The following is a 25,170-nucleotide window of genomic DNA, read 5'->3' on the forward strand; positions in this document are numbered from 1 at the left end:
TGGCAGAAGAGCGGCGAGCCTGTCAATAGCCAAATCCGGCTTTCGAGATTCAGCGCTTGATCGAGGCGAGCGTGACGTGGACGATATGCCTTTCCCAGGCATTGAGATTGGCCGGATCCACCAAGTCGCGGCCGAAAATGGTCGAGAGCGTGTACTGGTTGGAAAGATAGAAATAACCGAGCGAAGCGATCGTCAGGTAGACATGCAGGGGATCGGCTGTCTCGATGAACACGCCCTGTTTCTTTCCCTGCTCCAGCACTTGTGAAAGCTCGCCGATCAGATGCGAATGCAGCTCCTTGAGCCGGACGGACTGGCGCAGCCACCGGGCGCGATGCAGGTTTTCCGTGCCGAGCAGGCTCAGGAACTCCGGGTGTTGGAGGAAATAACGCCAGGTGAAAAGCGCTAGTTCGCCGATTCCTTCTTCCGGGCTGCGGTCGCCGATATGCAGCGCGCGCTCGGCCGTGCGGATGCCGACATAGGCCTCTTCGAGCACCTTGAGGTAGAGCTGCTCCTTATCGCCGAAATAGTGGTAGAGCATGCGTTTGTTGGTGCCGGCGCGCTCGGCGATGGCATCGACACGGGCTCCGCCCATGCCGTTTTCGGCAAATTCCCGGGTTGCCGCTTCAAGGATCGCGGCGCGCGTCCGCTCCGGATCGCGTTGCGTCGTCCGTTCCGTAGACGGTCGCCGCGCCTGTTTCTTGTCCCTTTTTCCCCCGCTGTCGTTCATCGCTCCACCCCTGTCTTCATGCGTTGCGCTCATAAGCCTTCGGCGCGAAATTGTAAAAACCGAATTTGGAAGGGCGGCTCGCTGCAACGGAATGCTGAGAGCATATGCCGCCAAAACCGCTGACGCTCTCGACCTCATGCTCTGACCGACACCGCTTGACAGGCTTGCCGCTTTGCTCTTAGCTTGTAACCAATTAGTTATTTGCGCAAGCAAAACTAGTTGGAAGCGTGTGGAGGCGCTTCCCTTTGGAGGAGGAAAACATGACTCTACGTGTAAGCAGACGTAATTTCGTTGCGGGAGGGGCGGCGCTTCTGTCGCTGTCTGCGCTCGGAACCAGTGCCTTGGCACAGGAAACGCGCCTGCGTCTCCTGTGGTGGGGCTCGCAGCCGCGCGCCGACCGTACCAACAAGGTGTCGCAGCTCTACCAGACGAAGAACCCGGGCACCTCGATCACCGGGGAATTCCTGGGCTGGGGCGATTACTGGCCGCGTCTTGCGACCCAGGTCGCCGGCCGCAACGCGCCCGATGTCATTCAGATGGACTATCGCTACATCGTTCAATACGCCCGGCGCGGCGCGCTCGCACCGCTCGAATCCTACATGCCGGCCAAGCTCAATCTCGACGATTTCGACAAGGCTCAGATCGAAGGCGGCAGCGTCGACGGCCATCTCTACGGCGTCAGCCTGGGCGCGAATTCGGCTGCAACGGTGTTGAACACCACGGCCTTCAAGGAAGCCGGCGTCGATCTGCCGACGCAGGCAACCACCTGGGAAGAATTCGCCCGCATGGGTGCGGAGATCACCAAATCAGGCAAGCGCAAGGGCATGTTCGGTATCGCCGACGGCAGCGGCGCGGAACCCTTGTTCGAAAACTGGCTGCGCCAGCGGGGCAAGGCGCTCTATACCGCCGATGGCAAGATCGGTTTCGGTGTGGAGGACGCCTCGGAATGGTACGACATGTGGGCCAAGTTCCGCGAGGCCGGCGCCTGCGTTCCAGCTGATATTCAGGCTCTCGACAAGAACGATATCGAAACCAACACCGTATCGCTCGGCAAGTCGGCGGCCGGTTTTGCCCATTCCAACCAGTTCGTCGCATATCAGGCCATGAACAAGGACAAGCTGGCGCTCACCAACTACATGCGCATCAAGCCGGATTCGAAGGGCGGCCACTATCGCAAGCCTTCGATGTTCTTCTCGGTTTCGGCTCAGTCGAAGGCGGTGGACAAGGCGGTGGATTACGTCAATTTCTTCGTCAAGAACCCCGAAGCAGCGCTGCTTCTCGATGTCGAGCGCGGCATTCCGGAATCGGCCGCCATGCGCGAAGTCGTCGCGACGAAGCTCGATGAGAACGGCAAGGTTGCATTGGCCTATGTCAGTGGCCTTGGCGACCTCGCCGGCAAATTGCCGCCCCCGCCCCCGGCCGGCGCCGGTGAAGCCGATCTGATGCTGCGTAATATCGCCGAACAGGTCGGCTTCGGACAACTGTCTCCTTCCGACGGTGGCAAGCAACTTGTCACCGAAATCACGCAGATTCTCGCACGAGGCTGATCCCGTATGAGCAATGCGATGCGCACGCCCGCAGGGGCCATATCAGTGGAAAGATATCAGGGGGCCGTGGCAGAAGGACGCTTCAGGCGTCTCTGGAATGCCAATGCTCCCGGCTATCTCTTCCTCCTTCCCTGGCTCGTCGGCTTTTTCGGGCTGACGCTCGGGCCGGCCCTGATTTCGCTCTACCTCTCCTTCACCGACTACGACATGCTCCAGTCGCCGCGGTGGGTGGGAATGGCGAATTACGTGCGCATCGCCACGGCGGATCCGAAATTCTCGGCCGCCATGGACGTCACCCTGACTTACGTCGTCTTCTCCGTACCGTTCAAGCTGACCTTCGCCCTGCTGGTCGCCATGGCGCTGAACCGCGGCCTGCGCGGCTTGACTGTCTATCGCGCCATCTTCTACCTGCCGTCGCTCCTCGGCGGCAGCGTCGCGATCGCCGTGCTCTGGCGTCAGCTTTTCGCCAGTGATGGCCTCGTCAATGCCGCGCTCTCGCAGTTCGGCATTGAAGGTCCGAGCTGGATCTCGCATCCGAACTATTCGATCTACACGCTGGTGGCACTGTCCGTCTGGCAATTCGGCTCGCCGATGATCATCTTCCTCGCCGGCCTGCGCCAGATCCCGCAGGACATGTATGAGGCCGCGAGCCTCGACGGCGCCTCGAAGTTCCGGCAATTCTACAAGATCACGCTGCCGCTTCTGACCCCGGTGATCTTCTTCAACGCCGTCGTCCAGACGATCGAAGCCTTCAAGGCCTTCACGCCGGCCTTCATCATATCCGGCGGCACCGGTGGGCCGATCAATTCGACGCTGTTCTACACGCTCTACCTCTATCAGGAAGCCTTCGGCAATTTCCGCATGGGCTATGCCTCGGCGCTCGCCTGGATCCTGGTGGTGATCATCGCGATCTTCACCGCCTTCTCCTTCCTGACCTCGCGCTACTGGGTGCACTACGATGACTGAGATGACCGCTTCCGTCACCGCGGCCAGGCCGCCATCGGACATTACCAAACGCAGCCTGCCGGCCTCGCTCGTTATCCACGCCCTGCTCATCGCCGCTTCGCTGCTCATGCTCTATCCGCTGCTATGGATGGTTTCGGCATCGGTCCGCCCGGAAAACGAGATATTTTCGTCGACCTCGATCATACCCTCGTCGATCGATTTCTCTTCCTATGTGCGCGGCTGGACTGGGCTCGACGTCAGTTTCGGCCGGTTCTTCTGGAATTCGCTCGTCATCTCGGTGCTGGTCGTGACCGGCAATGTCATCGCCTGTTCTCTGACGGCCTATGCCTTCGCGCGGCTGCGTTTCGCCGGCCGGAACTTCTGGTTCGCCATCATGCTCGGCACGCTGATGATCCCCTATCACGTGACGCTGATCCCGCAATATGTGCTCTTCCTCGATCTCGGTTGGGTAAACACCATCCTGCCGCTCGTCGTGCCGAAGTTCCTGGCAAGCGACGCCTTCTTCATCTTCCTGATGGTGCAGTTCTTCCGCGGTATCCCGCGCGAACTCGATGAGGCGGCGATGATGGATGGCTGCAGCGCCTGGCGCATCTACTGGAAGATCATGCTGCCGCTGTCACTGCCGGTGCTGGCGACGGCCGCCATCTTCTCCTTCATCTGGACCTGGGACGATTTCTTCGGTCCGCTGATCTATTTGAACGACATGAACACCTACACGATCCAGCTCGGCCTGCGCACCTTCGTGGATTCCACCAGCGCTTCGGATTGGGGCGGCCTCTTCGCCATGTCGACGCTGACGCTCGTGCCGGTGTTCTTCTTCTTCCTGTTCTTCCAGCGCCTGCTGATCGAAGGCATCGCCACGACGGGCATGAAACGCTGATGGCGGCAATGGGAAAGAGTGACATGAGCATGAAGACAGTCGCGATCGTCGGCTGCGGCATCGGCCGCTCCCACATCGTCGAAGGCTATCTGCCACATGCCGACAAGTTCAAGGTCGCGGCGATCTGCGACCTCGACGTTCAGCGCCTGGCGGCGGTCGGTGACGAGTTCGGGATCGAACGCCGCACCACCTCCTTTGCCGAACTCCTGGCCGACGATGCGATCGACATCATCGATATTTGCACGCCGCCCGGCGTCCATCTGGAACAGGTGGTTGCGGCCCTTTCCGCCGGCAAGCACGTCGTCTGTGAAAAGCCGCTGACGGGCTCGCTCGCCGGCGTCGATACGATCATGGAAGCGGAAAGGACCGCCAAGGGCGTGCTGATGCCAATCTTCCAGTACCGTTACGGCGATGGCATCCAGAAGGCCAAACGGATCATTGACGCCGGCATTGCCGGCAAAGCCTATACGGCTTCCGTCGAAACCTTCTGGCTGCGCAAGCCCGAATATTACGCCGTTCCCTGGCGCGGCAAATGGGCGACCGAACTCGGCGGCGTGCTCGTCACCCATGCTTTGCACCTGCACGACATGCTGATGCATCTGATGGGCCCGGCCGCGAGGGTCTTCGGCCGCGTCGCCACCCGTGTCAACGATATCGAGGTCGAGGACTGCGCCTCCGCCAGCCTGCTGATGGAAAACGGTGCCTTCGTCTCGCTGTCCTGCACGCTCGGTTCGCAGGAACAGATCAGCCGGCTGAGACTGCACTTCGAGAATGTCACTTTCGAAAGCACGCATGAGCCCTACACGCCGGGCAAGGATCCCTGGAAGATCATCGCCGCCAACGACGACATCAAGCAGAAGATCGACCGGGTGGTCGGCGACTGGCAGCCGGTCGCGCCGCGCTTCACCACCCAGATGGGCCAGTTCCATGCCTTCCTCAGCGGCCAGGGGCCGCTGCCGGTGACCACGAGCGATGCGCGCCGCGCGCTGGAACTCGTCACCGCCATCTACCAGTCTTCCGACAGCGGTGCCGAGGTGCCGCTGCCGGTCGGTCCCGACAGTCCGAAATACGCCGATTGGCGGGCAAGAACAAAGTAACCGGTAAGAGAGGGTTTTGAAACGATGGCAACCAGTGTCGTTCTTCAGAAGGTCGAGAAGCGCTACGGCGCCTTCGATGTGATCCATGGCATCGACCTGACGATCGATCCCGGCGAATTCGTCGTTTTCGTCGGTCCCTCGGGCTGCGGAAAATCGACCCTTCTGCGCATGATCGCCGGTCTTGAGGAAATCTCGGGTGGCGCCCTGCTGCTGGATAGCGAGCGCATGAACGAGGTGGCGCCGGCCAAGCGCGGCATCGCCATGGTCTTCCAATCCTACGCGCTTTATCCCCACATGTCGGTTTACAAGAACCTCGCCTTCGGCCTGGAGACGGCGGGTTACAAGAAGGCCGAGATCCAGCCGAAGGTGAAGCGCGCTGCCGAAATCCTGCAGATCGAAAAGCTTCTGGAGCGCAAGCCGAAGGCGCTCTCCGGCGGCCAGCGCCAGCGCGTGGCGATCGGCCGCGCCATCGTGCGCGAGCCGCGCATCTTCCTGTTCGACGAGCCGCTGTCCAATCTCGACGCCGAACTGCGTGTGCAGATGCGCGTCGAAATCTCCCGCCTGCACCGGCAGCTCGGCAACACAATGATCTACGTCACCCACGACCAGGTTGAGGCCATGACGATGGCGGACAAGATCGTTGTACTGAATTCCGGCCGCATCGAGCAGGTCGGAGCGCCGCTCGATCTCTACAACAATCCCGCCAACCGCTTTGTCGCCGGCTTCATCGGCAGCCCGAAGATGAATTTCCTCAAGGCTCGCATTGAAGAGGTCGGAGAGACCGAAACCAGCATCCATGTCTGCGGCAACTCCGTTCGCCTGCCGCGCCGGCTGAAAGGCGAGGCCGGCCAGGACGTCACTTTTGGTATCCGCCCGGAGCATCTGTCGCTTGCCGGCGGCGCCATCGCGCTCTCCACCGTCAACGTCGATATCGTCGAAAATCTCGGCGGCGCCACCATGCTCTACACCACCACGCCGGATGGCCAGCTTTTGACTGTTGCGCTTGACGGTCAGCAGAAGGTCGAGCGCGGCACCAATGTGACGACCTACTTCGATCCGGCCCGTTGTCACGTCTTCGATGCCTCGGGCAGGACGATCTGACCGCTCCGCTTGACAGCCGATCTTCCTCTGCCCATCATTTCAGGATGGGCCACCGGAACAGGATAAATCCTCTTCTGGTTTAAACAGTTAGGGTGGGATGTCGTCGAAAGCCGCATCATGCTCTGGGGGGATCAGCATGACGCCTGAAGATAGGATTCATGCGCTCGGCATCTGGCAGGGTCCGATCGACATTGCGCCGATAACAGGCGGCATCACAAACAGGAACTATCTGGTCAGCGATGCCGTGGCGCGCTGCGTGGTTCGGCTCGGCACCGATATTCCGATCCATCACATCAGCCGGCAGAACGAGCTTGCCGCAAGTTATGCTGCCCACGCAGCCGGCATATCGCCCGCCGTCATCCACCATTCGCCCGGCGTGCTGGTGCTCGAATATATAGAGGCGAGGGCGCTTTCCCCGGAGGGCCTCAGGGCGCCCGATACGCTCGCCCGGGTCTTGCCCCTGGTGCGCACCTGCCACCGCGACATCGCCCGGCATTTCCGTGGTCCGGCAATGATCTTCTGGGTCTTTCACGTCGTCCGCGATTACGCTGCCAGTCTCAAGGAAACGGGGAGCGCCTATCTGCCCCTGCTGCCGGAGTTGATCGGCAGGGCCGAGACGCTGGAACAGGCGGCAGGCCCTTTCGAGATCGCTTTCGGCCACAACGATCTTCTTGCCGCTAATTTTCTCGACGACGGCAAGCGGCTTTGGCTCATCGACTGGGACTATGCCGGCTTCAACACGCCGCTGTTCGATCTCGGCGGATTGGCCTCCAACAACGAGTTTTCGGAGGCGGATGAGCATGCAATGCTGGAGGCCTATTTCGACCGGCCGCTGACATCGGATCTACGCCGACGTTATGGCGCGATGAAATGCGCCTCGCTGCTGCGCGAGACGCTCTGGAGCATGATTTCGGAAATCCATTCCACCATCGTTTTCGATTATTCCGCTTACACGGCCGAAAATCTCGCGCGGTTCGAGCGCGCCTATCAAGCCTTTGAACAGGATCGATAAATGACGAGACAATTACCGAAGACGGCGAAAGCCGTGGTCATCGGCGGCGGCATCATCGGTTGCTCCACCGCCTATCATCTCGGCAAGCTGGGCTGGACCGATACCGTCCTGCTCGAACGCAAGAAACTGACCTCCGGCACCACTTTCCATGCCGCCGGCCTCGTCGGCCAGCTGCGCACCAGCGCCAACATCACCCAGCTGCTCGGTTACTCCGTCGATCTCTATAAGCGGCTCGAGGAAGAAACCGGCCTCGGCACCGGCTGGAAGATGAATGGCGGCCTGCGGCTGGCCTGCAACCAGGAGCGCTGGACGGAGGTCAAGCGCCAGGCGACCACGGCCCAATCTTTCGGTCTCGAAATGCAATTGCTGACGCCGCAGGAGGCCTTCGATCTCTGGCCCCTGATGACGATTGACGACCTCGTCGGCGCCGCCTTCCTTCCGACAGACGGCCAGGCCAATCCCTCCGACGTCACCCAGGCGCTGGCCAAAGGCGCCCGCATGTCAGGCGTTTCGATCTTCGAGGATGCCGAAGTCGTCGACCTCGAAATCGACAAGGGAAGGATTCGCGCCGTCATCACCGCCGAAGGGCGTATCGAATGCGAGCGCGTCGTCGTCTGCGCCGGCCAGTGGACGCGCGCCTTTGGCCAGCGCTTCGGTGTCAACGTGCCGCTCGTCTCGGTCGAGCACCAATACGTCATCACCGAATCCTTCGGCGTGCCCTCTAATTTGCCGACGCTGCGCGATCCCGACCGTCTCACCTACTACAAGGAAGAGGTCGGCGGCATCGTCATGGGTGGCTACGAGCCGAACCCCATTCCCTGGGCGGAAAAAGGAATCCCTGAAGGCTTCCACTACACGCTTCTCGACAGCAATTTCGACCATTTCGAGCAGATCATGGAACAGGCGCTCGGCCGCGTTCCGGCGCTGGAAAATGTCGGCGTCAAGCAGCTGCTGAATGGCCCGGAAAGCTTCACGCCTGACGGCAATTTCATCCTCGGCGAGGCGCCGGAGCTGAAGAATTTCTTCGTCGGCGCCGGTTTCAACGCCTTTGGCATCGCGTCCGCCGGCGGCGCCGGCATGGCGCTTGCCGAATGGGTGACGAAGGGTGAGCCGCCCTATGATCTCTGGCCGGTCGATATCCGCCGTTTCGGACGCCCGCATTTCGACACGGACTGGGTGCGGACCCGCACACTCGAAGCCTATGGCAAACACTACACCATGGCCTGGCCGCTCGAGGAGCATTCGAGCGGCCGCCCCTGCCGCAAATCGCCGCTCTACGACCGACTGAAGGCGCAGGGCGCCTGTTTCGGGGAGAAGCTCGGCTGGGAACGGCCGAACTGGTTTGCCGATCTCTTCGCCAACGAGGAGCCGCGGGATGTCTACAGCTATGGCCGACAGAACTGGTTCGACGCCGTCGGCCGCGAGCACAAGGCCGTACGTGAGGCGGCCGTCATCTTCGACCAGACCTCTTTTGCCAAATTCGTGCTGAAGGGCAGGGATGCCGAGGCCGCCCTCTCCTGGATCGCTTCCAACGATGTCGCGAAGCCTGTGGGATCGCTGATCTACACCCAGATGCTGAACGACAAGGGCGGCATCGAATGCGATGTGACGGTCGCCCGCATTGCGGAAAACGAATATTACATCGTCACCGGCACCGGCTTCGCCACCCATGACTTCGACTGGATCGCACGCAATATACCGCAGGAGATGCATGCCGAACTGGTCGATGTCACATCGGCCTATTCCGTATTGTCGCTGATGGGACCGAATTCGCGCGCCGTGCTGGAAAAGGTAACGGGCAGCGACGTCTCGAATGCCTCCTTCCCCTTCGGTCAAGTCAGAACGATCGGTATTGCGGGCTGCCCCGTGCGGGCGTTGCGCATCACCTATGTCGGCGAACTCGGCTATGAGCTGCATGTGCCGGTCGAATATGCGACGATCGTCTATGACCTGCTAATGGCGTCAGGGGGTGAGTACGGCCTGATCAATGCCGGCTACCGCGCCATCGAGAGCTGCCGCCTGGAAAAGGGTTATCGCGCCTGGGGGTCCGATATCGGTCCCGATCATACGCCCGTCGAAGCCGGTCTCGGCTGGGCGGTGAAAATGCGCAGGAACATCCCCTTCCGCGGCCGCGAAGCGATAGAACGGCAGCTGTCAGGCGGCGTGAAGAAGCGTCTCGCCTGCTTTGTTCCCGACGATCCCGATATTGTGTTGCTCGGCCGTGAAACCATCTATCGCGACGGCAAGCGCGTCGGCTGGCTGTCGAGCGGTGGTTTCGGTTATACGCTCGGCAAACCGATCGGCTACGGCTACGTCCGCAACACTGATGGCGTGACGGAGGATTTCGTGCTCTCCGGCACCTATGAGCTTGATGTCGCGCGGGAGCGCATTCCCTGCAAGGTATCGCTGTCGCCGCTCTACGATCCCGATATGGCGCGGGTGAAGGCGTGATATCCGGTATGGCTGAGACGAGCCGGTAACCCCAAACTCCCTCATTCCTATGCCCGTCACAGGAATCCAGCCACCGCGCGTCGGCGCGGTGAAAGGCTCCTTACAAACTGGATAGAGTTTCCCGCGCCCAAGGACTTGGGCGCACTGGATCCCTGTGACGAGCACAGGGATGACGGAGGAGAGGATATGTCGTGTGGCACACCCTCTCTTTGCCCAAAAGGCTCCAAGCCTCAAAACAGCGGCAGCCGATCGTCCTGGATCAGGATCTCAAGCTTGTCAGACACATCCTGCGTCCACGCCCGGTGTCCCGTCAAAGCGCTCGGGAACAGGCCTGGGAGGGTGAAAAGCGCCGCCGAAATTGCCGGGCCGGTGCGGGGCACGTCGGCAATGAGGGCGGCGATTTCGCCGGCGCGGGGATCGCGCAGCTCATAGCGTTCGCCATTGCCGCGCTCGCCGATCATAGCGTTCGCCATTGCCGCGCTCGCCGATCGCATAACGCATCCAGGCCGCGACGGCGATGGCATAGGTCTCAGCACGGTCGCCATGGGCCAGCGCCTCGCAGGCCGGCTCCAGCAGCCGCTGCGGCAGTTTCTGCGTGCCGTCCATGGCGATCTGATAGGTGCGATGCGCGATCGCCTTGTTTGCAAAGCGTGCTATCAATTCGCTGGCGTAGTCGTCGAGATCGATGCCGGGCACGGCGTCGAGCGTTCTCGCTGCCGCATGCATGTGGCGGTAGGCAAGGGCGGCGAGGCCGGCATCATCCATGACGTCGCGGATGAATTCATAGCCGCCGATATAACCGAGATAGGCGAGCAGCGAATGGGCGCCGTTCAGCATCCTGAGCTTCATCTTCTCATAGGCCGAGACCTCCTCGACCATCAGCGCGCCACGCACCTTGTCCCAGGCCGGCCGGCCATTGGCGAAATGATCTTCGATGACCCATTGCGTGAAGGGCTCGGTCTCGATCGCCGCCAGATCGGTGCGGCCCGTCAGCCGCTCGGCATCGGCATAGGTCGCGTCAGTGCTTGCCGGCGTGATACGGTCGACCATGGTGGACGGGAAGGGCACATTGGCTTCGATCCAGTCATGCAGCTCGGAATCGATGCGGGAGGTGAATTCGAGGACCAGACGCCTCAGCACCGCGCCGTTGCTCGGCAGGTTGTCGCAGCTGAGCGGCGTGAAGGGCGGTATGCCCTTCTGCCGGCGGCGGGCAAGGCCTTCGACGAGATAGCCGATGACGCCGCGCGGCGCATGCCGGTTGGCAAGGTCGGCGACGATATCGGGGTGTTTCAGGTCGAGGCCGCCGATTGCCGGATCAAAACCATAGGCCTTTTCCGTCACCGTCATGCTGACGATGCGGATATCCGGATCTTCGAGGCGCGCCAGCAGGGCGGTCGGATCGCGCGGCGCCACATGCGCCTTCAGGATCGAGCCGATCACCTCGGCCGTCGTGCCCGACGTATCGCGGATCAGCATCGTATAGAGCCCGTTCTGGGCGGAGAGATTGTCTGCGACATCGGGCGTGCGAAGGCTCGCCACCTCAATGCCCCAGTCACCGCCGGCTGCTGCCAGCGCAGCATCGGTGAAGGGTGCGAAATGGGCGCGGAAGAAGGCCCCCGGACCGAGATGCAGGATGCCGGCCTTCAGCGCATTCCGGTTATAGGCGGGAAGCTTCGCCGTCGGCGCAAGGCCGGTCATGTTCTGCAGTCTGTCGCTCACAGCTTGTAGGCCTTCTTTGCATTGTCATAGGAGAGTTCGCGCGCGACGACCTCGGCTTCTTTCCTGGAAAGCCGATGCTCGGCGGCGAGCTGCGCCAGGAAGCGGCAGACCTCGCGGCGCCAGACGTCGTGGCGGGCCGGGATCGACAGCAGCGCGCGCGTATCGTCGTTGAACCCGGCCATATTGGCGAAGCCGGCGGTCTCGACCACCTGGTCGAGATAGCGACGGATGCCGAGCGGGCTGTCATGGAACCACCAGGGCGGCCCGATCATCAGGCAGGGCCAATGGCCGGCCATCGGCGCCAGTTCCCGAGCATAGGTCGTCTCGTCGAGCGTGAAAAGCAGAATGCGCAGGCCCGGCGCGTGGCCATATTTGGAAAGCAGCGCGTTCAGGCCGCCGACCCAATCCGTCCGTGTCGGGATGTCGGCGCCCATATTGGGCCCGCGGGTGGCAAAGAGCCCGCTGTCGGTATTGCGTCTCGAGCCGGCATGGATCTGCATCACCATGCCGTCCTCGGCCGAAAGACCGGCCATCTCGGTCATCATCTGCCCGCGGAAAAGCTCGGCGTCGGCAGCCGAAAGCGGACCCTTCAATGCCTTGTCGAGCAGGGCCTGCTTTTCCGCAGGCGGCAGATCTGCTGTAAAGGCTGTGGGCACACCGTGATCTGTCGCGGTCGCGCCGAACTGCCGGAAAAAGGCGCGCCGGCGCCGATGCGCCTCGATCAGGCCGTCCCAACGCGTCACGTCGGCGCCGGTGATCTCTCCGAATTTGACGAGATTGTCGCGGAAGCCGACGGCATCGGGATCGGTGACGCTGTCCGGCCTGTAGGTGGTGCGCACCTTGCCGATCCAGCCGTCCGCCGCCATCTTCTGGTGGTGCACAAGCGGGTCGAGCGCGCCTTCGGTCGTTGCGATCGTTTCGAGGCCGAATCGCTGATGCAGCGCCCGCGGGCGGAATTCGGGAAGGGCAAGCTGGGCGTTGATGTGGTCGTAGAGCGCGTCGGCATTGTCTGACGTCAGCGGCTCGGTGCAGCCGAGCACGGCCGACATGGCGTGGTCGACCCAGAGGCTCGAGGGCGTTCCGCGGAAGAGGTGGTAATGCTTGGCAAAGGTCCGCCAGATCGCCCGGCCCTGAGCCACAGGCTTGCCGTCGAGCCGCGGCACGCCGAGCTCGTCCAACGTGACGCCGACGCTGTGCAGCATGCGGAAGAGATAGTGATCGGGAATGACCAGCAGCGAGGCCGCATCTTCGAACGGCTTGTCGTCGGCGAACCAGGCGGGCTCGGTGTGTCCGTGAGGGCTGACGATCGGAACATTGCGCACCGTCTCGTAGAGGTCCCGCGCAATCGTCCGTGTCGCCGGATCGGCCGGAAAGAGCCGGTCCGGATGAAGAAAGCCGTTGCCTGCATCCATCAGTAATCCTCCCTGATGGATTAGGGCCTACCCCACAACATCAGGCACGGCAAGGCCTTTTAGTAACCAAACGGTTCAGTTTTGCGCTTGGCCGCGCCGGCTGTCGAAAACATTGACGCGGCGGCCTATTTCGGCTTTGGAAAACCATCTGTTCTGCCGGTGTCGGCGAAGGAGGATCTAGAGCTTTTCCGGGTTAGATTGTAGCATTCTGTTGGCTCAAACGGAGTCGGCCGGTCGATCAGCCGGCCCGTTTCAGCCAACCCGAAGGGCCGGGCATCTTTTCGCCAGGCTCAAAGGCGATCGGCTCGGACGTACCTGGGGTATGCCCGTCGCCAATCGCCTTTGCCCTGACGAAAACCTGCTCCGGCAGAATGCTGCAATCTAACCCGGAAAAGCTCTAATGTCCGACGAGACCAACCGCATCACCCGGCTGGAGGAAATGCTGGCCCATCAGGCAAAGACGATCGAAGAGCTTTCCGATCAGCTCGCCGAACAATGGAAGATAGTCGAGCAGATGCGCACCAAGCTCGACCGGTTGACCGAACGTTTCCTGTCGCTCGAGGAGCAGACGCTGGAAGCTCCGGCAATCACCCGCCCGCCGCATTACTGACAGCACGCGGCGCAAGCCGCGTGCTGGAGAAATGACCGATCAGACGCCGCCGATGCAGAGATATTTCATTTCCAGATAATCTTCGGCGCCGTGGCGTGAGCCCTCGCGGCCGAGGCCGGATTGCTTGATGCCGCCGAACGGCGCCGTCTCGGACGACATCAGGCCGGTATTGATGCCGATCATGCCGTACTCCAGCGCTTCCGCCACCCGCCAGACCTTCTTCAGGTCGCCGGCATAAAAATAGGCGGCAAGACCGAACTCCGTATCATTGGCCTGGACGATGACGTCCTCGACGGTCTCGAAGCGGAAGAGCGGCGCCACCGGCCCGAAGGTTTCCTCGCGTGCCACGGTCATGCCGCGAGTGACGCCGGTCAGTACCGTCGGTGCAAAGAAGGTGCCGGCACCGTCAATGCGTTTGCCGCCGGTCAGCACCTTGGCGCCCTTGGCAAGCGCGTCGCCGACATGGTCCTCCACCTTGGCAAGGCCTTGCTCGTCGATCAGCGGCCCGATTTCGACACCCGGCTGGAAACCGTCGCCGACCGACATCACGGCGACCCGGGCGGCAAGCTTGGCGGCAAAGGCGTCATAGACGCTCGACTGGACATAAAGGCGGTTGGCGCAAACGCAGGTCTGGCCGGCATTGCGATATTTCGAGGCGATCGCGCCCTCGACGGCGGCATCGAGATCGGCATCGTCGAAGACGATAAAGGGCGCATTGCCGCCGAGCTCCAGGCTCACCTTCTTGATCTGGTCGGCGCATTGCCGCATCAGGATGCGGCCGACTTCGGTCGAGCCGGTGAAGCTGATCTTGCGGACCTTTTCGTTGCCGCAGAGCTCGCGGCCGATCGCCGGCCCGTCGAGGCCGACGACGAGGTTGAACACGCCGGCGGGGATGCCGGCCTGTTCGGCCAGCACCGCAAGGGCGATCGCCGTCAGTGGCGTCTGTTCGGCTGGCTTCGACACGACGGTGCAGCCGACGGCAAGCGCCGGGGCGATCTTCCGCGCAATCATCGCCGCTGGGAAATTCCACGGCGTGATCGTGCCAACGACGCCGACCGGCTGCTTGATGATGATCATGCGCTTGTCCTGGGACGGCGCGGGGATCGTTTCGCCGTAAATGCGCTTGGCTTCTTCCGCATACCATTCGATATAGGCGGCGGCATAGAGGATCTCGCTGCGTGCTTCCGCGAACGGCTTACCCATTTCGGCGGTCAGGATCGCCGCGAGTGCGTCCGCATTGGCGACCATCAGGTCGAACCATTTGCGCAAGAGCGCGCTCCGCTCCTTGGCTGGCCGGGCAGCCCAGGCCGGCTGGGCGGCATGGGCTGCATCGATTGCCGTCCGCGTCTCGGCAGCTCCCATGTCGGGCAGGGAAGCGAGCACTTCGCCGGTTGCTGGGTTCAGCACGTCGAAAGTCCCGGCGGCCTCGCCCGATGTCCAGACGCCGTTGATATAGCCGGCGTCGCGCAGGAAGGGTGAAGAGAAGGGAACGTGCCTCGTCAGCGCGGTGGTGAAAGCCATCTCATATTCTCCTTGGGAGTGCGGCCGCCGTTGCCGGCGGCCATGGAATGTGGATCCGGTGCCTAGCTCGCCGCGCTTATTTCCAGCATCGAGGCTTCGAGAATATCGAGCGCCTCGCCGAGGACCTCGTCCTGGATGGTGATCGGCGCGAGGAAACGGATGACGTTTCCGTGGACGCCGCAGGTGAGCAGGATCAGGCTCTTGTCAAGCGCTGTCAGCCGCACCCGGTTGGCGAAATCCGCACTCGGCAATCCCGTCTTCCGGTCATTGAATTCGACGGCGTTCATAAAGCCCGGCCCGCGAATATCGGCGATCTCGGGTACCCTCTCGCGCAGCGATTCCAGCCGCTGCTTCAGCCGGTGGCCGAGCAGGTTGGCGCGGTTGCAGAGATCCTCGTCCGCAATGACGTCGAGAACGGCATGGGCGGCGGCAATGCCGAGCGGATTGCCGCCATAGGTGCCGCCGAGCCCGCCGGGTCCGGGCGCATCCATGATCGCGGCGCGGCCGGTGACGGCAGCAAGCGGAAAACCGCCGGCAAGGCTCTTCGCCATCGTCGTCAGGTCGGGCGCCACCTCATGATGATCCATCGCGAACATCCGGCCGGTGCGGGCAAAACCGGTCTGCACCTCGTCGGCGATGAGCAGAATGCCGTGCTGGTCGCAGAGTTCGCGCAGCGCCTTCATAAAGGCTGCGGGTGCCGGGTAGAAGCCGCCTTCGCCCTGCACCGGCTCGATGATGATGGCCGCGACCCGCTGCGGATCGACATCAGCGGCGAAGAGCTTCTTCAGCGCCTGAAGCGACTGATCGACCGTCACGTCGTGCAGCTCGACCGGGAAGGGAACATGAAAGACGTCGCCCGGCATCGCGCCGAAGCCGACCTTGTAAGGCACGACCTTGCCGGTCAGCGCCATGCCCATGAAGGTGCGGCCGTGGAAGCCGCCGCCGAAGGCGATGACGGCCGAGCGGCCGGTCGCGGCACGGGCGATCTTGACGGCGTTCTCCACCGCTTCGGCGCCGGTCGTGACGAAGATGGTCTTCTTCTCGAAGTCGCCGGGCACCAGCGCGTTCAGCCGCTCGGCAAGGTGGACGTAGCTCTCATAGGGCACCACCTGATGGCAGGTGTGGGTGAAGCGGTCGAGCTGGTCCTTGACCGCTGCGATCACCCGCGGATGACGGTGGCCGGTGTTGAGAACGGCGATGCCGGCGGCGAAATCGATGTAACGGCGGCCCTCCTTGTCCCAGATCTCGGCATTCTCTGCGCGGTCCGCATAAATCTGAGTGGTCATGCCGACGCCGCGCGAAATGGCGGCGTTCTTCCGGTCTGTAAGGCTTGTCGCGTTCATCGGTGCGCTCCTGCGCTGGAAAAAGAGAGCTCGGAATCATCTTGCAGAACTGCTGCAAGATCTGTAGAAAACTCCTACATTTTTTCTGCAAGAAAACAAGCGGCATTTTTTGCTTCAAACATCACGCCTTTTGATGAATGCTCTCGGGGCTTTTGGAATCGGGGATATGCTGGATGAACGATAACGGGCCTGTACGCTACAAGGTGGCGGAGGCCGCGCGGCTGGCGGGTGTCTCGGCCTCGACGTTGCGTCTGTGGGAAAGCCAGGGCCTGGTGGTTCCCGGCCGTTCGCAAACCGGCCATCGGCAGTATAGCGCCGACGACGTGGCGAAGCTGAAGCGGATTTCGTGGTATCGTGCCGAGCGCGGCCTCAATCCCGCAGCAATCCGGGAGGCGCTGGAGAACGAGGAGCCGTCCGCCGACGGTGGCGAAGCCAGCCAGGGTTCCGGCGTCGGTCGCAAGCTGCGCAGTTTGCGCCATGCGAGCGGCAAGACGCTCGAACAGGTTGCCGGCGATATCGGCATCACCGCTTCGACGCTTTCGACGCTGGAGCGTACCTCGCAGGGTGTCGGCTTCAAGACGCTGCATGACCTCGCCGAATATTACGCCACCACCGTTTCCCGGCTTTCCGGCGAAGAAAGCGGCGAGGTGCCGACGCTGGTGCGCGCGGACGAATGGCGCACCTGGCCGGAAACGACGCCCGGCGTGACGGTGCAGCTGCTTGCCGAAGGCCGCAGGATGATGGATTGCCATCGTTTCGTGCTGGCGCCGGGTGCCGCCAGCGAAGGCGCCTACCGCCATGAGGGCGAGGAATTCATGCATGTCCTGTCAGGCCGGCTCGAACTGGTGCTCGACAGCGATCAGTTCTTCGACCTCGGTCCGGGCGATTCGCTTTATTTCGAAAGCCGCCGCTACCATTCCTGGCGCAACCGGCATGACGGCGAAACCGTGCTTCTCTGGATCAATACGCCGCCGACATTCTGAGGCACCGCATCGGCCCGAAAATCGGAATCGATTTTGGGAAAGCACGATGCGAAAACTAAAATAGAGGGTCCTTTATGCGTCCGAGAGGACGCACGGCGCTCTAGCAACAGGAAGCGGTTTCGCATCCTGCGCCTTTGCGCTATAGCGCGAGTGGAGAATATCCGAACGAAAGACAGTCTCATGCCGGCCACCATACGTTATCACGAAGGCGATATTTCGGCGGCCGATGCCGCTCGCTACACTGGCGCGATCGCGATCGATACCGAAACGCTCGGCCTGGTGCCGCGGCGCGACCGGCTCTGCGTCGTCCAGCTTTCGCCGGGAGACGGCACCGCCGATATCATCCGCATCGCCGCCGGCCAGAAAGAGGCCCCCAATCTGGTCGCTCTGCTCGAAGATCCGACCCATCAGAAGATCTTTCATTACGGTCGCTTCGATATTGCCGTGCTCTTCCATACCTTCGGTGTCACGACGACCCCGGTCTTCTGCACCAAGATCGCCTCGCGGCTCTGCCGGACCTACACCGATCGCCACGGCCTCAAGGACAATCTCAAGGAGATGCTCGACGTCGATGTCTCCAAGGCCCAGCAATCATCCGATTGGGCGGCCGAGACGCTGTCGCCGGCCCAGCTCGAATATGCCGCTTCCGACGTGCTTTATCTGCACGCGCTGCGCGACAAACTGACGGCACGCCTGATTCGCGACGGCCGCTTCGACCATGCGACGGCCTGCTTCGCATTCCTGCCGACCCGCGCCAAGCTCGACCTGCTCGGCTGGGAAGAGGCCGATATCTTCGCCCATAGCTGAGCGAATTGCTGTCATCCCGTGTCGCCTGCAACTGTGAATAGGCTGATCCGACGGCGTTAGCGTTTCGTTAAGGTCTGTTTTTTAATATTCGATTTAATTTTTATGCATTCGATGACGCCGGAATCGCGTCATGCGGACAGGAGGATCTGCTCGGGATGCAAGGGACTGGATGAGCGCGGTCCTTTCATAGACTCTGCTTTCATCGTCACTTTACGAAAGGGCATGCCATGCTGACCCCCGTTCGTGCAGCGTCCAATGCAAGCTTTTCGTCCCAGGGCCAGACCGCAGCGATCGTCGCCGGTGGCCTCGGTCGGTCGGTGGTCGCCCCCGCGCCCGTCAACGCCGTCGAAGCCGCCGACCTGAATTCCGCCATTGCCGGCAAGCTCAATATTCTGCTTCTTGCCGCGCGCGAGCGCATGGTCGAAGCCCTTTTCGATGTCATCGATGCGGCCGGCCGCTCGATTTCCCTCGATCGCCGTGAAGACGAGACCAATCTGGCCTTCGCCTCCCGGCTTGCCGATGCCATTCAGCGGCTGCCGGCTGCCAGAATCGATGAGGTCGAACGCCAGCTCGCCGAGCAAGGTCATAACCTGCCGCTGCGGATGATCGCCGAAGCCCTGAAGAACCCGACGGGGCCGGAGGCCGCGCGGATCATCGCCTATCTGGAAATGGTGCGTTACAAGGATCGCGATCTCGCCGCCCGTGCCGTGGTCCGCTCCTATGGCCAGAACGACGCTTCGCCGCTGCGTGCCGAAACCCGCCCCGAAATCCAGCTGCAGGAGGACAGTCTCCCTACCGCCGTGCGCCAGTCGGCGGAAAAGCGGGCTGCGCCGGCCGGCAAACCGATCGAGGGTGCGGCGCCTGCGACGGGCGAGGGCGCGGTCACCGCCGAAGCCGTAGAAGCTGCTGACCCGGAAAAGTCGCAGGCTGAAAGCCAGGTCCGCTCCGCGTCGGTGACGACAACAAAGGCTGCTTCGGACACGTCGGAGGTCGAAGCCCGGCAACCGCTGGCTGCCGAGGCGGATGCGGCCGACGCAGCCGAGGTGACGGAGCCGCCGGTGATCGAGTCTCGCGCGACGTTGGAAAAGTCCGACCCTGTCATTCCGAGAAACTGGACGGGAATCGTCGTCTCCATGACCGAAGAGGTCTCCGAGATGATCGTCACCTTCATTCGCGAGCAGGACGTCGAAACCGTGCTGGAGGACGGTCCTGTCGAGGCGGCGGTGGAGATCGATGCCATTCTCGACGACGCCGTCATCAGCGACGCGACGGAGACCTTGGCGAGGCAGCCGGCAGATCCCGCAGCCGCCGATGCTCGTCAGCCTGCAGCGCTTCATTCGCCGCAGACGGACGGCGAGATCGCTGCGGCTGCGAGGCAGCCCAAGGAAATCGCCGCGCAACCGCAGATGATGCCGGTTCCCGAAGCGGCCGAGGCGGCTTATGTGCCGCTCGCGGCCAAGCTGCCGGAGGGATTTGCCTACGCCCAGCTGCCTTATCAGTTCGCCAAGGATACGCCGTTGGAGGACAGGGCCGGCGAAACGAGCCACCAGCATCAGCATCACCATGACGGCGCGCCGCAGGACGAGCAGCAGGCGCAATCCGGCGGTGAGGATGCCGAGCCCGACGCCGAAGCGGACGACGCGACGCCCGAGCGCAGGACGCCGCGGATGATCGACGCCGAGCCGTCGCCGTATCAGCCCGACACGGCAGCCGATCCGGTCTACGCGCTTTATCAGCGCATGGTCGGCTGGGAATAACAATTTTCAAGTCCTGAAAATGAAGAACCCGCCGGATCGCTCCGGCGGGTTCTTCAATTCGAAAGCGGATGCGAGACTTATTCGCCGCCGCGGTTCTTGAGCGCGGCGCCCAGGATGTCGCCGAGCGAAGCGCCCGAGTCGGATGAACCGAACTGTGCGACGGCTTCCTTCTCTTCCGCGATCTCCAGAGCCTTGATGGACAGCATGATCTTGCGGTCCTTCTTGGAGAAGTTGGTGACGCGGGCGTCGACGACCTGGCCGACCGAGAAGCGCTCGGGGCGCTGCTCGTCGCGGTCGCGGGCGAGATCGGCGCGACGGATGAAGGAGGTGATGTCCTCGTGGTTGACGAGCTTCACTTCGATGCCGCCATCATTGATCGCGATGACTTCGCAGGAAACGACGGCGTTCTTGCGCAGGTCGCCGGAAGCGGCTGCTTCACCAACCGAGTCCTTGCCGAGCTGCTTGATGCCGAGCGAGATGCGTTCCTTCTCGACATCGACGTCGAGAACGACAGCCTTGACGACGTCACCCTTGTTGAACTCCTCGATGACCTGTTCGCCCGGACGGTTCCAGTCGAGGTCGGAGAGGTGCACCATGCCGTCGACATCGCCATCGAGGCCGATGAACAGGCCGAATTCGGTCTTGTTCTTGACTTCGCCTTCGACTTCAGTGCCGGCCGGATGGCTGCGGGCGAATGCGGCCCACGGGTTTTCCAGCGTCTGCTTGAGGCCGAGCGAGATACGGCGCTTGGACGGATCGACTTCGAGAACGACGACTTCGACTTCCTGGCTGGTGGACAGGATCTTGCCGGGGTGAACGTTCTTCTTGGTCCAGGACATTTCCGAGATGTGGATCAGGCCTTCGATGCCCGGCTCCAGCTCGACGAATGCACCGTAGTCGGTGATATTCGTGACGGTACCGGAAATCTTCTTGCCTTCCGGATACTTGGCCTGGATGCCATCCCACGGATCGCTCTCGAGCTGCTTCATGCCGAGCGAGATGCGGTGGGTTTCCTGGTTGATGCGGATGATCTGAACCTTGACCTGCTGGCCGATGTTCAGGATTTCCGATGGATGGTTCACACGGCGCCATGCCATGTCGGTGACGTGCAGCAGGCCGTCGATGCCGCCGAGGTCGACGAACGCACCGTAATCGGTGATGTTCTTGACGACGCCGTCGACAACCTGGCCTTCTTCGAGGTTCTGAACGATTTCAGAACGCTGCTCGGCACGGGATTCTTCCAGAACCGTACGGCGCGAAACCACGATGTTGCCGCGGCGCTTGTCCATCTTGAGGATTTCGAAGGGCTGCGGGTTGTGCATCAGCGGGGTGACGTCGCGGATCGGACGGATGTCGACCTGAGAACGCGGCAGGAAGGCGATCGCACCGTCGAGGTCGACCGTGAAGCCGCCCTTGACCTGGTTGAAGATGACGCCTTCGACGCGCTCGCCGGCTTCGAACTTGGCTTCGAGCTTGATCCAGCTTTCTTCGCGGCGAGCCTTCTCGCGCGACAGAACGGCTTCGCCAAGTGCGTTTTCGATGCGCTCGACATAGACTTCGACTTCGTCGCCGACCTTCAGCGAACCGTCCTTGGCACGTGCGCCGAATTCCTTGAGCGCGATGCGGCCTTCGACCTTCAGGCCGACGTCAACCACGGCGACATCCTTTTCGATGCCCGTGACGATGCCCTTGGTGACATAGCCTTCAGCCAGATCGTTCTTGGCAAAGGACTCTTCGAGAAGGGCCGCGAAATCCTCGCGAGAGGGAGTTGCTACTGACATAAAATCTCCTGCGTGGCCTTCGATAGCTTCAAGGCCCACGTATGCGCCGGTTGGTTCGTGTTGAATGGGCCTGAACCCAGTCCGCCTTCTTTCACGAAGGCAATCCGGCGCTTGGACGGAATTTCAGGCTTGCTTTGCATGAGCGTTCCACGCACGAAGCGCGGAAAATCGCTTATTAGGCATTACGGCTCAAGGCGGCGTCGATGATCGACTTTGCGGCTTGAAACGCGGCCTCTATACTCATTTCCGACGTATCAAGCAAGTGCGCATCATCGGCTGGTTTCAAAGGGCTGTCGGCCCGTCCCGTGTCGCGTTCGTCGCGTCGCTTGACATCCTCGAAGATCGCATCGAAATCCGCCGTCGCCCCCTTGCCGAGGATCTCGTCGTAACGGCGTCTGGCGCGCACCTCGGGCGATGCCGTCACATAGAGTTTCACCGGCGCATCCGGGCAGACGACCGTGCCGATATCGCGCCCGTCGAGCACCGTTCCCGGCGCTTTCGCCGAAAATCGACGCTGCGCCTCGACCAGAGCCCGGCGCACCGCCGGCATGACGGCGATCTTCGAAGCCGCCTCGCCGATCTCATGTTGGGAAAGTATATCGCGATCGAGTCCGGCAAGTTCAACCTCCCGCGCGATCTTTTCGGCCACCGTCTCGTCGTCAAGCGGCAGGCCAGCGTCGAGCAGCGCCTTGGCCGTCGCGCGGTAGGTGAGGCCCGTGTCGAGATGGTGGAAGCCATATTGCTCGGCGATGCGGCGCGAAAGCGTGCCCTTGCCGGCCGCCGCCGGGCCGTCGATGGCGATGATGAAAGTCTTTGCTGCCATGGGTCAATCCTGCGATGATGCGCGAAAGAGGTCGATCTGCGGAAATGCGGCTGGAACATCGGGAAGTTGACGGCGCTGCGGCGCAGAACCGCGCATCGCGTAATCCGCTGTCACTGCAGCACATTTCCTCCGAAGCTTCGGCTTGGCCGGCGGCAGCCTTACCCCGCTTCCGTTCCTGCCGCGGCTCGTTACCACAAACACCAGGAGCGGTCATCCGTCGGTAGGCGAAAACGCCCGTGCCGCGATCATAAAGTTTGGCTTTGACATGGGAAGCCACAGCGATTAAGGGGACCGGCTTATAAATTCCGATGGAACGCCGGCTTGAACGGCATTTTGCCGAATCGCGGATTCGGCCATTCTCACGAGGCTTATAGTGGCGAAAGCGGAACTTGGAACCAAGCGCACCGATCCGGAAACCGGCAAGAAGTTTTATGATCTGAACCGGGATCCAATCGTTTCTCCTTATACCGGTAAATCCTACCCCCTGTCCTTCTTCGAGGAAACCTCGGCGATATCAGATGTTGCCGAAGAAGACGAGGTTGCCGAAGTCGATACCGAAAACACCGAAGTCGAGCTCGTCTCGCTTGAGGATGCCGATGACGCCGCCTCCGGCGACGACATTCCCGATATGGGCGACGACGATGTCGAAATCGAAGGCGATGACGACGACGATACCTTCCTCACGCCCGACGAAGATGATGACGATGACGACATGAGCGACATCATCGGCGTCACCGGCGACGAAGACGAAGTCTGATCGGACTAATGCCGGCCCGGATGACAAAAAAAATCCGGGTCGGATTTTTTAGGCTTGCTATCTGCGAAAACCGCAAGTAAGAAGCCGCCACTCCAGAGGAAACGCCCTCCGGAGCATCCCAGGACCGGCCACGCCGGACCGCCTTGATGGGGCTATAGCTCAGCTGGGAGAGCGCTTGCATGGCATGCAAGAGGTCAGCGGTTCGATCCCGCTTAGCTCCACCAGCCTACGCTCTTCGAGCTTCGGCTCGGCAAGCCGAAAGGCTTGGCGGACGAAGACGAGAAGAAAGCGGAGGCTGCCGCGACGAAGTTGCGAAGCAACGTAGGCGGGCTGTGATCCCTTCATGAAATACGTCTACATTTTCCAGAGCATCGAATTTCCAGATCGCTATTATGTCGGTGTAACAGGCGACCTGAGGTCGCGTCTTGCAAAACACAACGCCGGAGAGGTCTCGCACACTTCAAAATACGTCCCTTGGTCGCTGAAGACGTATCTGGCTTTCTCCGATGAAGCGCAGGCCTTTGCTTTCGAGAAATATCTGAAGTCGGCCTCGGGCAGAGCATTCGCAAAGAAAAGACTCTAGCCGCCCATAAGCCAACTCCAGCAGGCCGCGCCACGGCCCGCCGGCGCCTTCCGCCTCACATCTCCACAATCGCTGCCGTCACCCGCTTCACCACCGGCAGCACCAATAACAGGACGGGGAAAGCGATGACCCAGGAGAGCGCCCAGGCGGATGGCCACATGGCAAGCGCAGCCGTGGTCAGGCCTTGCGCTCGGACGATGCTGATCGCCGAGACGACCGATGTCATCAGCAGCGAGAGGATCAGCGGCATGACGATCGTGTGGTAACGTTTGGGAAGTTTGGCTTTGGGCATATTTGGCTCCGTAAGATGCCGATCGAATAATCGCGCAGCGCCCGACCGGCGGGTTGCGCGTTGATTGACGTAAACGCTTACGGAGCTTCAGTCTGAAGCGACGCTGGTTTATGATTGAAAACAGCCTGCCAATCAAGTCCCGCCCCACCAATCCTCTTTGCCAATTCCTCAAGGAAGAGGATTTATCCTTCCTGCAGGTAAACTCAGCGATTCGGTTTCAGGACCCGCCGCCCATGACCAGAGCAAGACGCCGCCGTATCATCCGCACACGACGAACCCTGACCGGGCTTGCCCTCGTCGGCTCGATTTCGTTTCTTGCCGGCATGACCGATGCGACCGGCCTGCTGCTGACCGGCGATTTCGTCTCGTTCATGACCGGCAATACGACGCGGGCGGCACTCTCCCTGAGTGAGGGCAATCTCAATCACGCGGCGGTGCTGATCTCCGCCATTCTGGTTTTCGTGCTCGGCAATGCGGCCGGCATCGTCATCGCCCATGTCTCGCAGCGCCGCATTTTCGTCGTGCTCGGCTGCGTCGGCCTCATTCTGGCGCTGGCTTCGATGACGACGGCGCAAGGCCTGATGCTGGCGCGGTTCTTCATGATCGTTTTTTCCATGGGCATGGTGAATGCTGCCGTCGAACATATCGAAGGCCTGCCGATCGGCCTGACTTATGTCACCGGTGCACTGTCGCGCTTCGGCCGCGGCATCGGCCGCTGGATCATCGGCGATCGCCATCTCGACTGGACGATTCAGATCGTGCCCTGGGGCGGCATGATGCTCGGCGCGATCGCCGGTGCGGTCCTGACGCGGCTGAGCGGCGCCCATGCGCTGTGGCTTGTCTCCCTCTTCGCCATGGCGCTGGCGCTTGCCGCCATGTTCATTCCCCGGCCGCTGCAGCGGCGCTTCAACCAGAAGCTCGCGCCGCACCGCTCGGCGGCCCAGCGCTCGAGATAGAAGCGTCGCATTCCTGTTACCGTCGAATCGGATAGGAAGGATGCC

21 protein-coding genes, 1 tRNA gene and 1 pseudogene are annotated in these 25,170 nt (G+C 61.9%); 15 read left to right on the forward strand and 8 right to left on the reverse strand.

Annotated features, from left to right (window positions below; translation table 11 throughout):
• Positions 1-49: 49 nt before the first annotated feature.
• The gene (locus tag J0663_RS09075) at positions 50-727 is read right to left on the reverse strand and encodes a TetR/AcrR family transcriptional regulator (protein ID WP_207244067.1); all 678 of its coding nucleotides are present in this window, start codon (positions 725-727) and stop codon (positions 50-52) included.
• Positions 728-987: 260 nt separating this feature from the next.
• Between J0663_RS09075 and J0663_RS09080 the strand changes: the two genes are divergently transcribed.
• From J0663_RS09080 to J0663_RS09110, 7 genes are all read left to right on the forward strand, one after another.
• Positions 988-2,274, forward strand: coding sequence for an ABC transporter substrate-binding protein (locus J0663_RS09080; protein WP_207244068.1), 1,287 nt, complete (start codon positions 988-990; stop codon positions 2,272-2,274).
• A 6-nt stretch (positions 2,275-2,280) separates the two neighbouring features.
• On the forward strand, positions 2,281-3,240 hold the full coding sequence (locus tag J0663_RS09085) for a carbohydrate ABC transporter permease (RefSeq protein ID WP_171049220.1): 960 nt from the start codon (positions 2,281-2,283) through the stop codon (positions 3,238-3,240).
• Positions 3,233-4,120 (forward strand): carbohydrate ABC transporter permease, encoded by an 888-nt coding sequence (locus J0663_RS09090; RefSeq protein ID WP_375337155.1) that lies wholly within the window; start codon positions 3,233-3,235, stop codon positions 4,118-4,120. Before J0663_RS09085 ends, J0663_RS09090 begins: the two co-directional genes overlap by 8 nt.
• On the forward strand, positions 4,120-5,217 hold the full coding sequence (locus J0663_RS09095; RefSeq protein ID WP_207244069.1) for a Gfo/Idh/MocA family protein: 1,098 nt from the start codon (positions 4,120-4,122) through the stop codon (positions 5,215-5,217). Before J0663_RS09090 ends, J0663_RS09095 begins: the two co-directional genes overlap by 1 nt.
• Positions 5,218-5,241: 24 nt before the next feature.
• The gene (locus J0663_RS09100) at positions 5,242-6,318 is read left to right on the forward strand and encodes an ABC transporter ATP-binding protein (protein WP_207244070.1); all 1,077 of its coding nucleotides are present in this window, start codon (positions 5,242-5,244) and stop codon (positions 6,316-6,318) included.
• A 136-nt stretch (positions 6,319-6,454) separates the two neighbouring features.
• Positions 6,455-7,330: a phosphotransferase gene (locus J0663_RS09105; protein ID WP_207244071.1), complete on the forward strand. Its 876-nt coding sequence runs from the start codon at positions 6,455-6,457 to the stop codon at positions 7,328-7,330.
• A complete protein-coding gene (locus tag J0663_RS09110) occupies positions 7,331-9,781 on the forward strand; it encodes a GcvT family protein (protein ID WP_207244072.1) in 2,451 nt (816 codons plus the stop codon). It abuts the gene before it with no gap.
• Positions 9,782-10,011: 230 nt separating this feature from the next.
• On the opposite strand, the pseudogene J0663_RS09115 reads toward J0663_RS09110, so the two are convergent.
• A pseudogene (locus tag J0663_RS09115) lies at positions 10,012-11,500 on the reverse strand (mannitol dehydrogenase family protein).
• Positions 11,497-12,912 carry a glucuronate isomerase gene (gene uxaC / locus J0663_RS09120; RefSeq protein WP_207244073.1) on the reverse strand — a complete coding sequence of 472 codons (1,416 nt, stop codon included), beginning with the start codon at positions 12,910-12,912 and terminating at the stop codon, positions 11,497-11,499. Before uxaC ends, J0663_RS09115 begins: the two are co-directional and overlap by 4 nt.
• 400 nt (positions 12,913-13,312) lie before the next feature.
• Between uxaC and J0663_RS09125 the strand changes: the two genes are divergently transcribed.
• Complete coding sequence (locus tag J0663_RS09125) at positions 13,313-13,522, forward strand: SlyX family protein (RefSeq protein ID WP_207244074.1); 210 nt, start codon at positions 13,313-13,315, stop codon at positions 13,520-13,522.
• Positions 13,523-13,561: 39 nt separating this feature from the next.
• Here J0663_RS09125 and J0663_RS09130 read toward each other — a convergent pair whose 3' ends face one another.
• Positions 13,562-15,043, reverse strand: a complete 1,482-nt coding sequence (locus J0663_RS09130) for an NAD-dependent succinate-semialdehyde dehydrogenase (RefSeq protein WP_207244075.1) — start codon at positions 15,041-15,043, stop codon at positions 13,562-13,564.
• Between the two features lie 62 nt (positions 15,044-15,105).
• A complete protein-coding gene (locus J0663_RS09135; RefSeq protein WP_207244076.1) occupies positions 15,106-16,386 on the reverse strand; it encodes a 4-aminobutyrate--2-oxoglutarate transaminase in 1,281 nt (426 codons plus the stop codon).
• A 173-nt stretch (positions 16,387-16,559) separates the two neighbouring features.
• On the opposite strand from J0663_RS09135, the gene J0663_RS09140 reads away from it, so the two are divergent.
• The 3 genes from J0663_RS09140 (at position 16,560) to J0663_RS09150 (ending at position 19,933) form a co-directional block, all read left to right on the forward strand.
• On the forward strand, positions 16,560-17,369 hold the full coding sequence (locus J0663_RS09140; RefSeq protein ID WP_207244077.1) for a MerR family transcriptional regulator: 810 nt from the start codon (positions 16,560-16,562) through the stop codon (positions 17,367-17,369).
• A 180-nt stretch (positions 17,370-17,549) separates the two neighbouring features.
• Positions 17,550-18,176: a ribonuclease D gene (locus J0663_RS09145; RefSeq protein WP_207244078.1), complete on the forward strand. Its 627-nt coding sequence runs from the start codon at positions 17,550-17,552 to the stop codon at positions 18,174-18,176.
• Positions 18,177-18,403: 227 nt separating this feature from the next.
• Complete coding sequence (locus tag J0663_RS09150; RefSeq protein ID WP_207244079.1) at positions 18,404-19,933, forward strand: hypothetical protein; 1,530 nt, start codon at positions 18,404-18,406, stop codon at positions 19,931-19,933.
• Positions 19,934-20,010: 77 nt separating this feature from the next.
• Here J0663_RS09150 and rpsA read toward each other — a convergent pair whose 3' ends face one another.
• Positions 20,011-21,714, reverse strand: coding sequence for a 30S ribosomal protein S1 (gene rpsA / locus J0663_RS09155; RefSeq protein ID WP_088676369.1), 1,704 nt, complete (start codon positions 21,712-21,714; stop codon positions 20,011-20,013).
• Between the two features lie 175 nt (positions 21,715-21,889).
• Complete coding sequence (gene cmk, locus J0663_RS09160; protein ID WP_207244080.1) at positions 21,890-22,537, reverse strand: (d)CMP kinase; 648 nt, start codon at positions 22,535-22,537, stop codon at positions 21,890-21,892.
• 373 nt (positions 22,538-22,910) lie between these two features.
• On the opposite strand from cmk, the gene J0663_RS09165 reads away from it, so the two are divergent.
• From J0663_RS09165 to J0663_RS09175, 3 genes are all read left to right on the forward strand, one after another.
• Positions 22,911-23,294 (forward strand): TIGR02300 family protein, encoded by a 384-nt coding sequence (locus tag J0663_RS09165; protein WP_064841223.1) that lies wholly within the window; start codon positions 22,911-22,913, stop codon positions 23,292-23,294.
• A gap of 148 nt (positions 23,295-23,442) precedes the next feature.
• Positions 23,443-23,518, forward strand: a tRNA-Ala gene (locus J0663_RS09170).
• 119 nt (positions 23,519-23,637) lie between these two features.
• Positions 23,638-23,877, forward strand: coding sequence for a GIY-YIG nuclease family protein (locus tag J0663_RS09175; RefSeq protein WP_207244081.1), 240 nt, complete (start codon positions 23,638-23,640; stop codon positions 23,875-23,877).
• A gap of 55 nt (positions 23,878-23,932) precedes the next feature.
• Here the strand turns inward: J0663_RS09175 and J0663_RS09180 are convergent, their stop codons facing one another.
• A complete protein-coding gene (locus J0663_RS09180) occupies positions 23,933-24,169 on the reverse strand; it encodes a DUF2798 domain-containing protein (protein WP_207244082.1) in 237 nt (78 codons plus the stop codon).
• Positions 24,170-24,402: 233 nt separating this feature from the next.
• Here J0663_RS09180 and J0663_RS09185 point away from each other — a divergent pair, with 233 nt between their 5' ends.
• Positions 24,403-25,125: a YoaK family protein gene (locus tag J0663_RS09185; RefSeq protein WP_207244083.1), complete on the forward strand. Its 723-nt coding sequence runs from the start codon at positions 24,403-24,405 to the stop codon at positions 25,123-25,125.
• The last annotated feature ends 45 nt before the right edge of the window (positions 25,126-25,170 follow it).

It is taken from the genome of Rhizobium lentis, assembly GCF_017352135.1.
GTDB lineage: Bacteria > Pseudomonadota > Alphaproteobacteria > Rhizobiales > Rhizobiaceae > Rhizobium > Rhizobium lentis.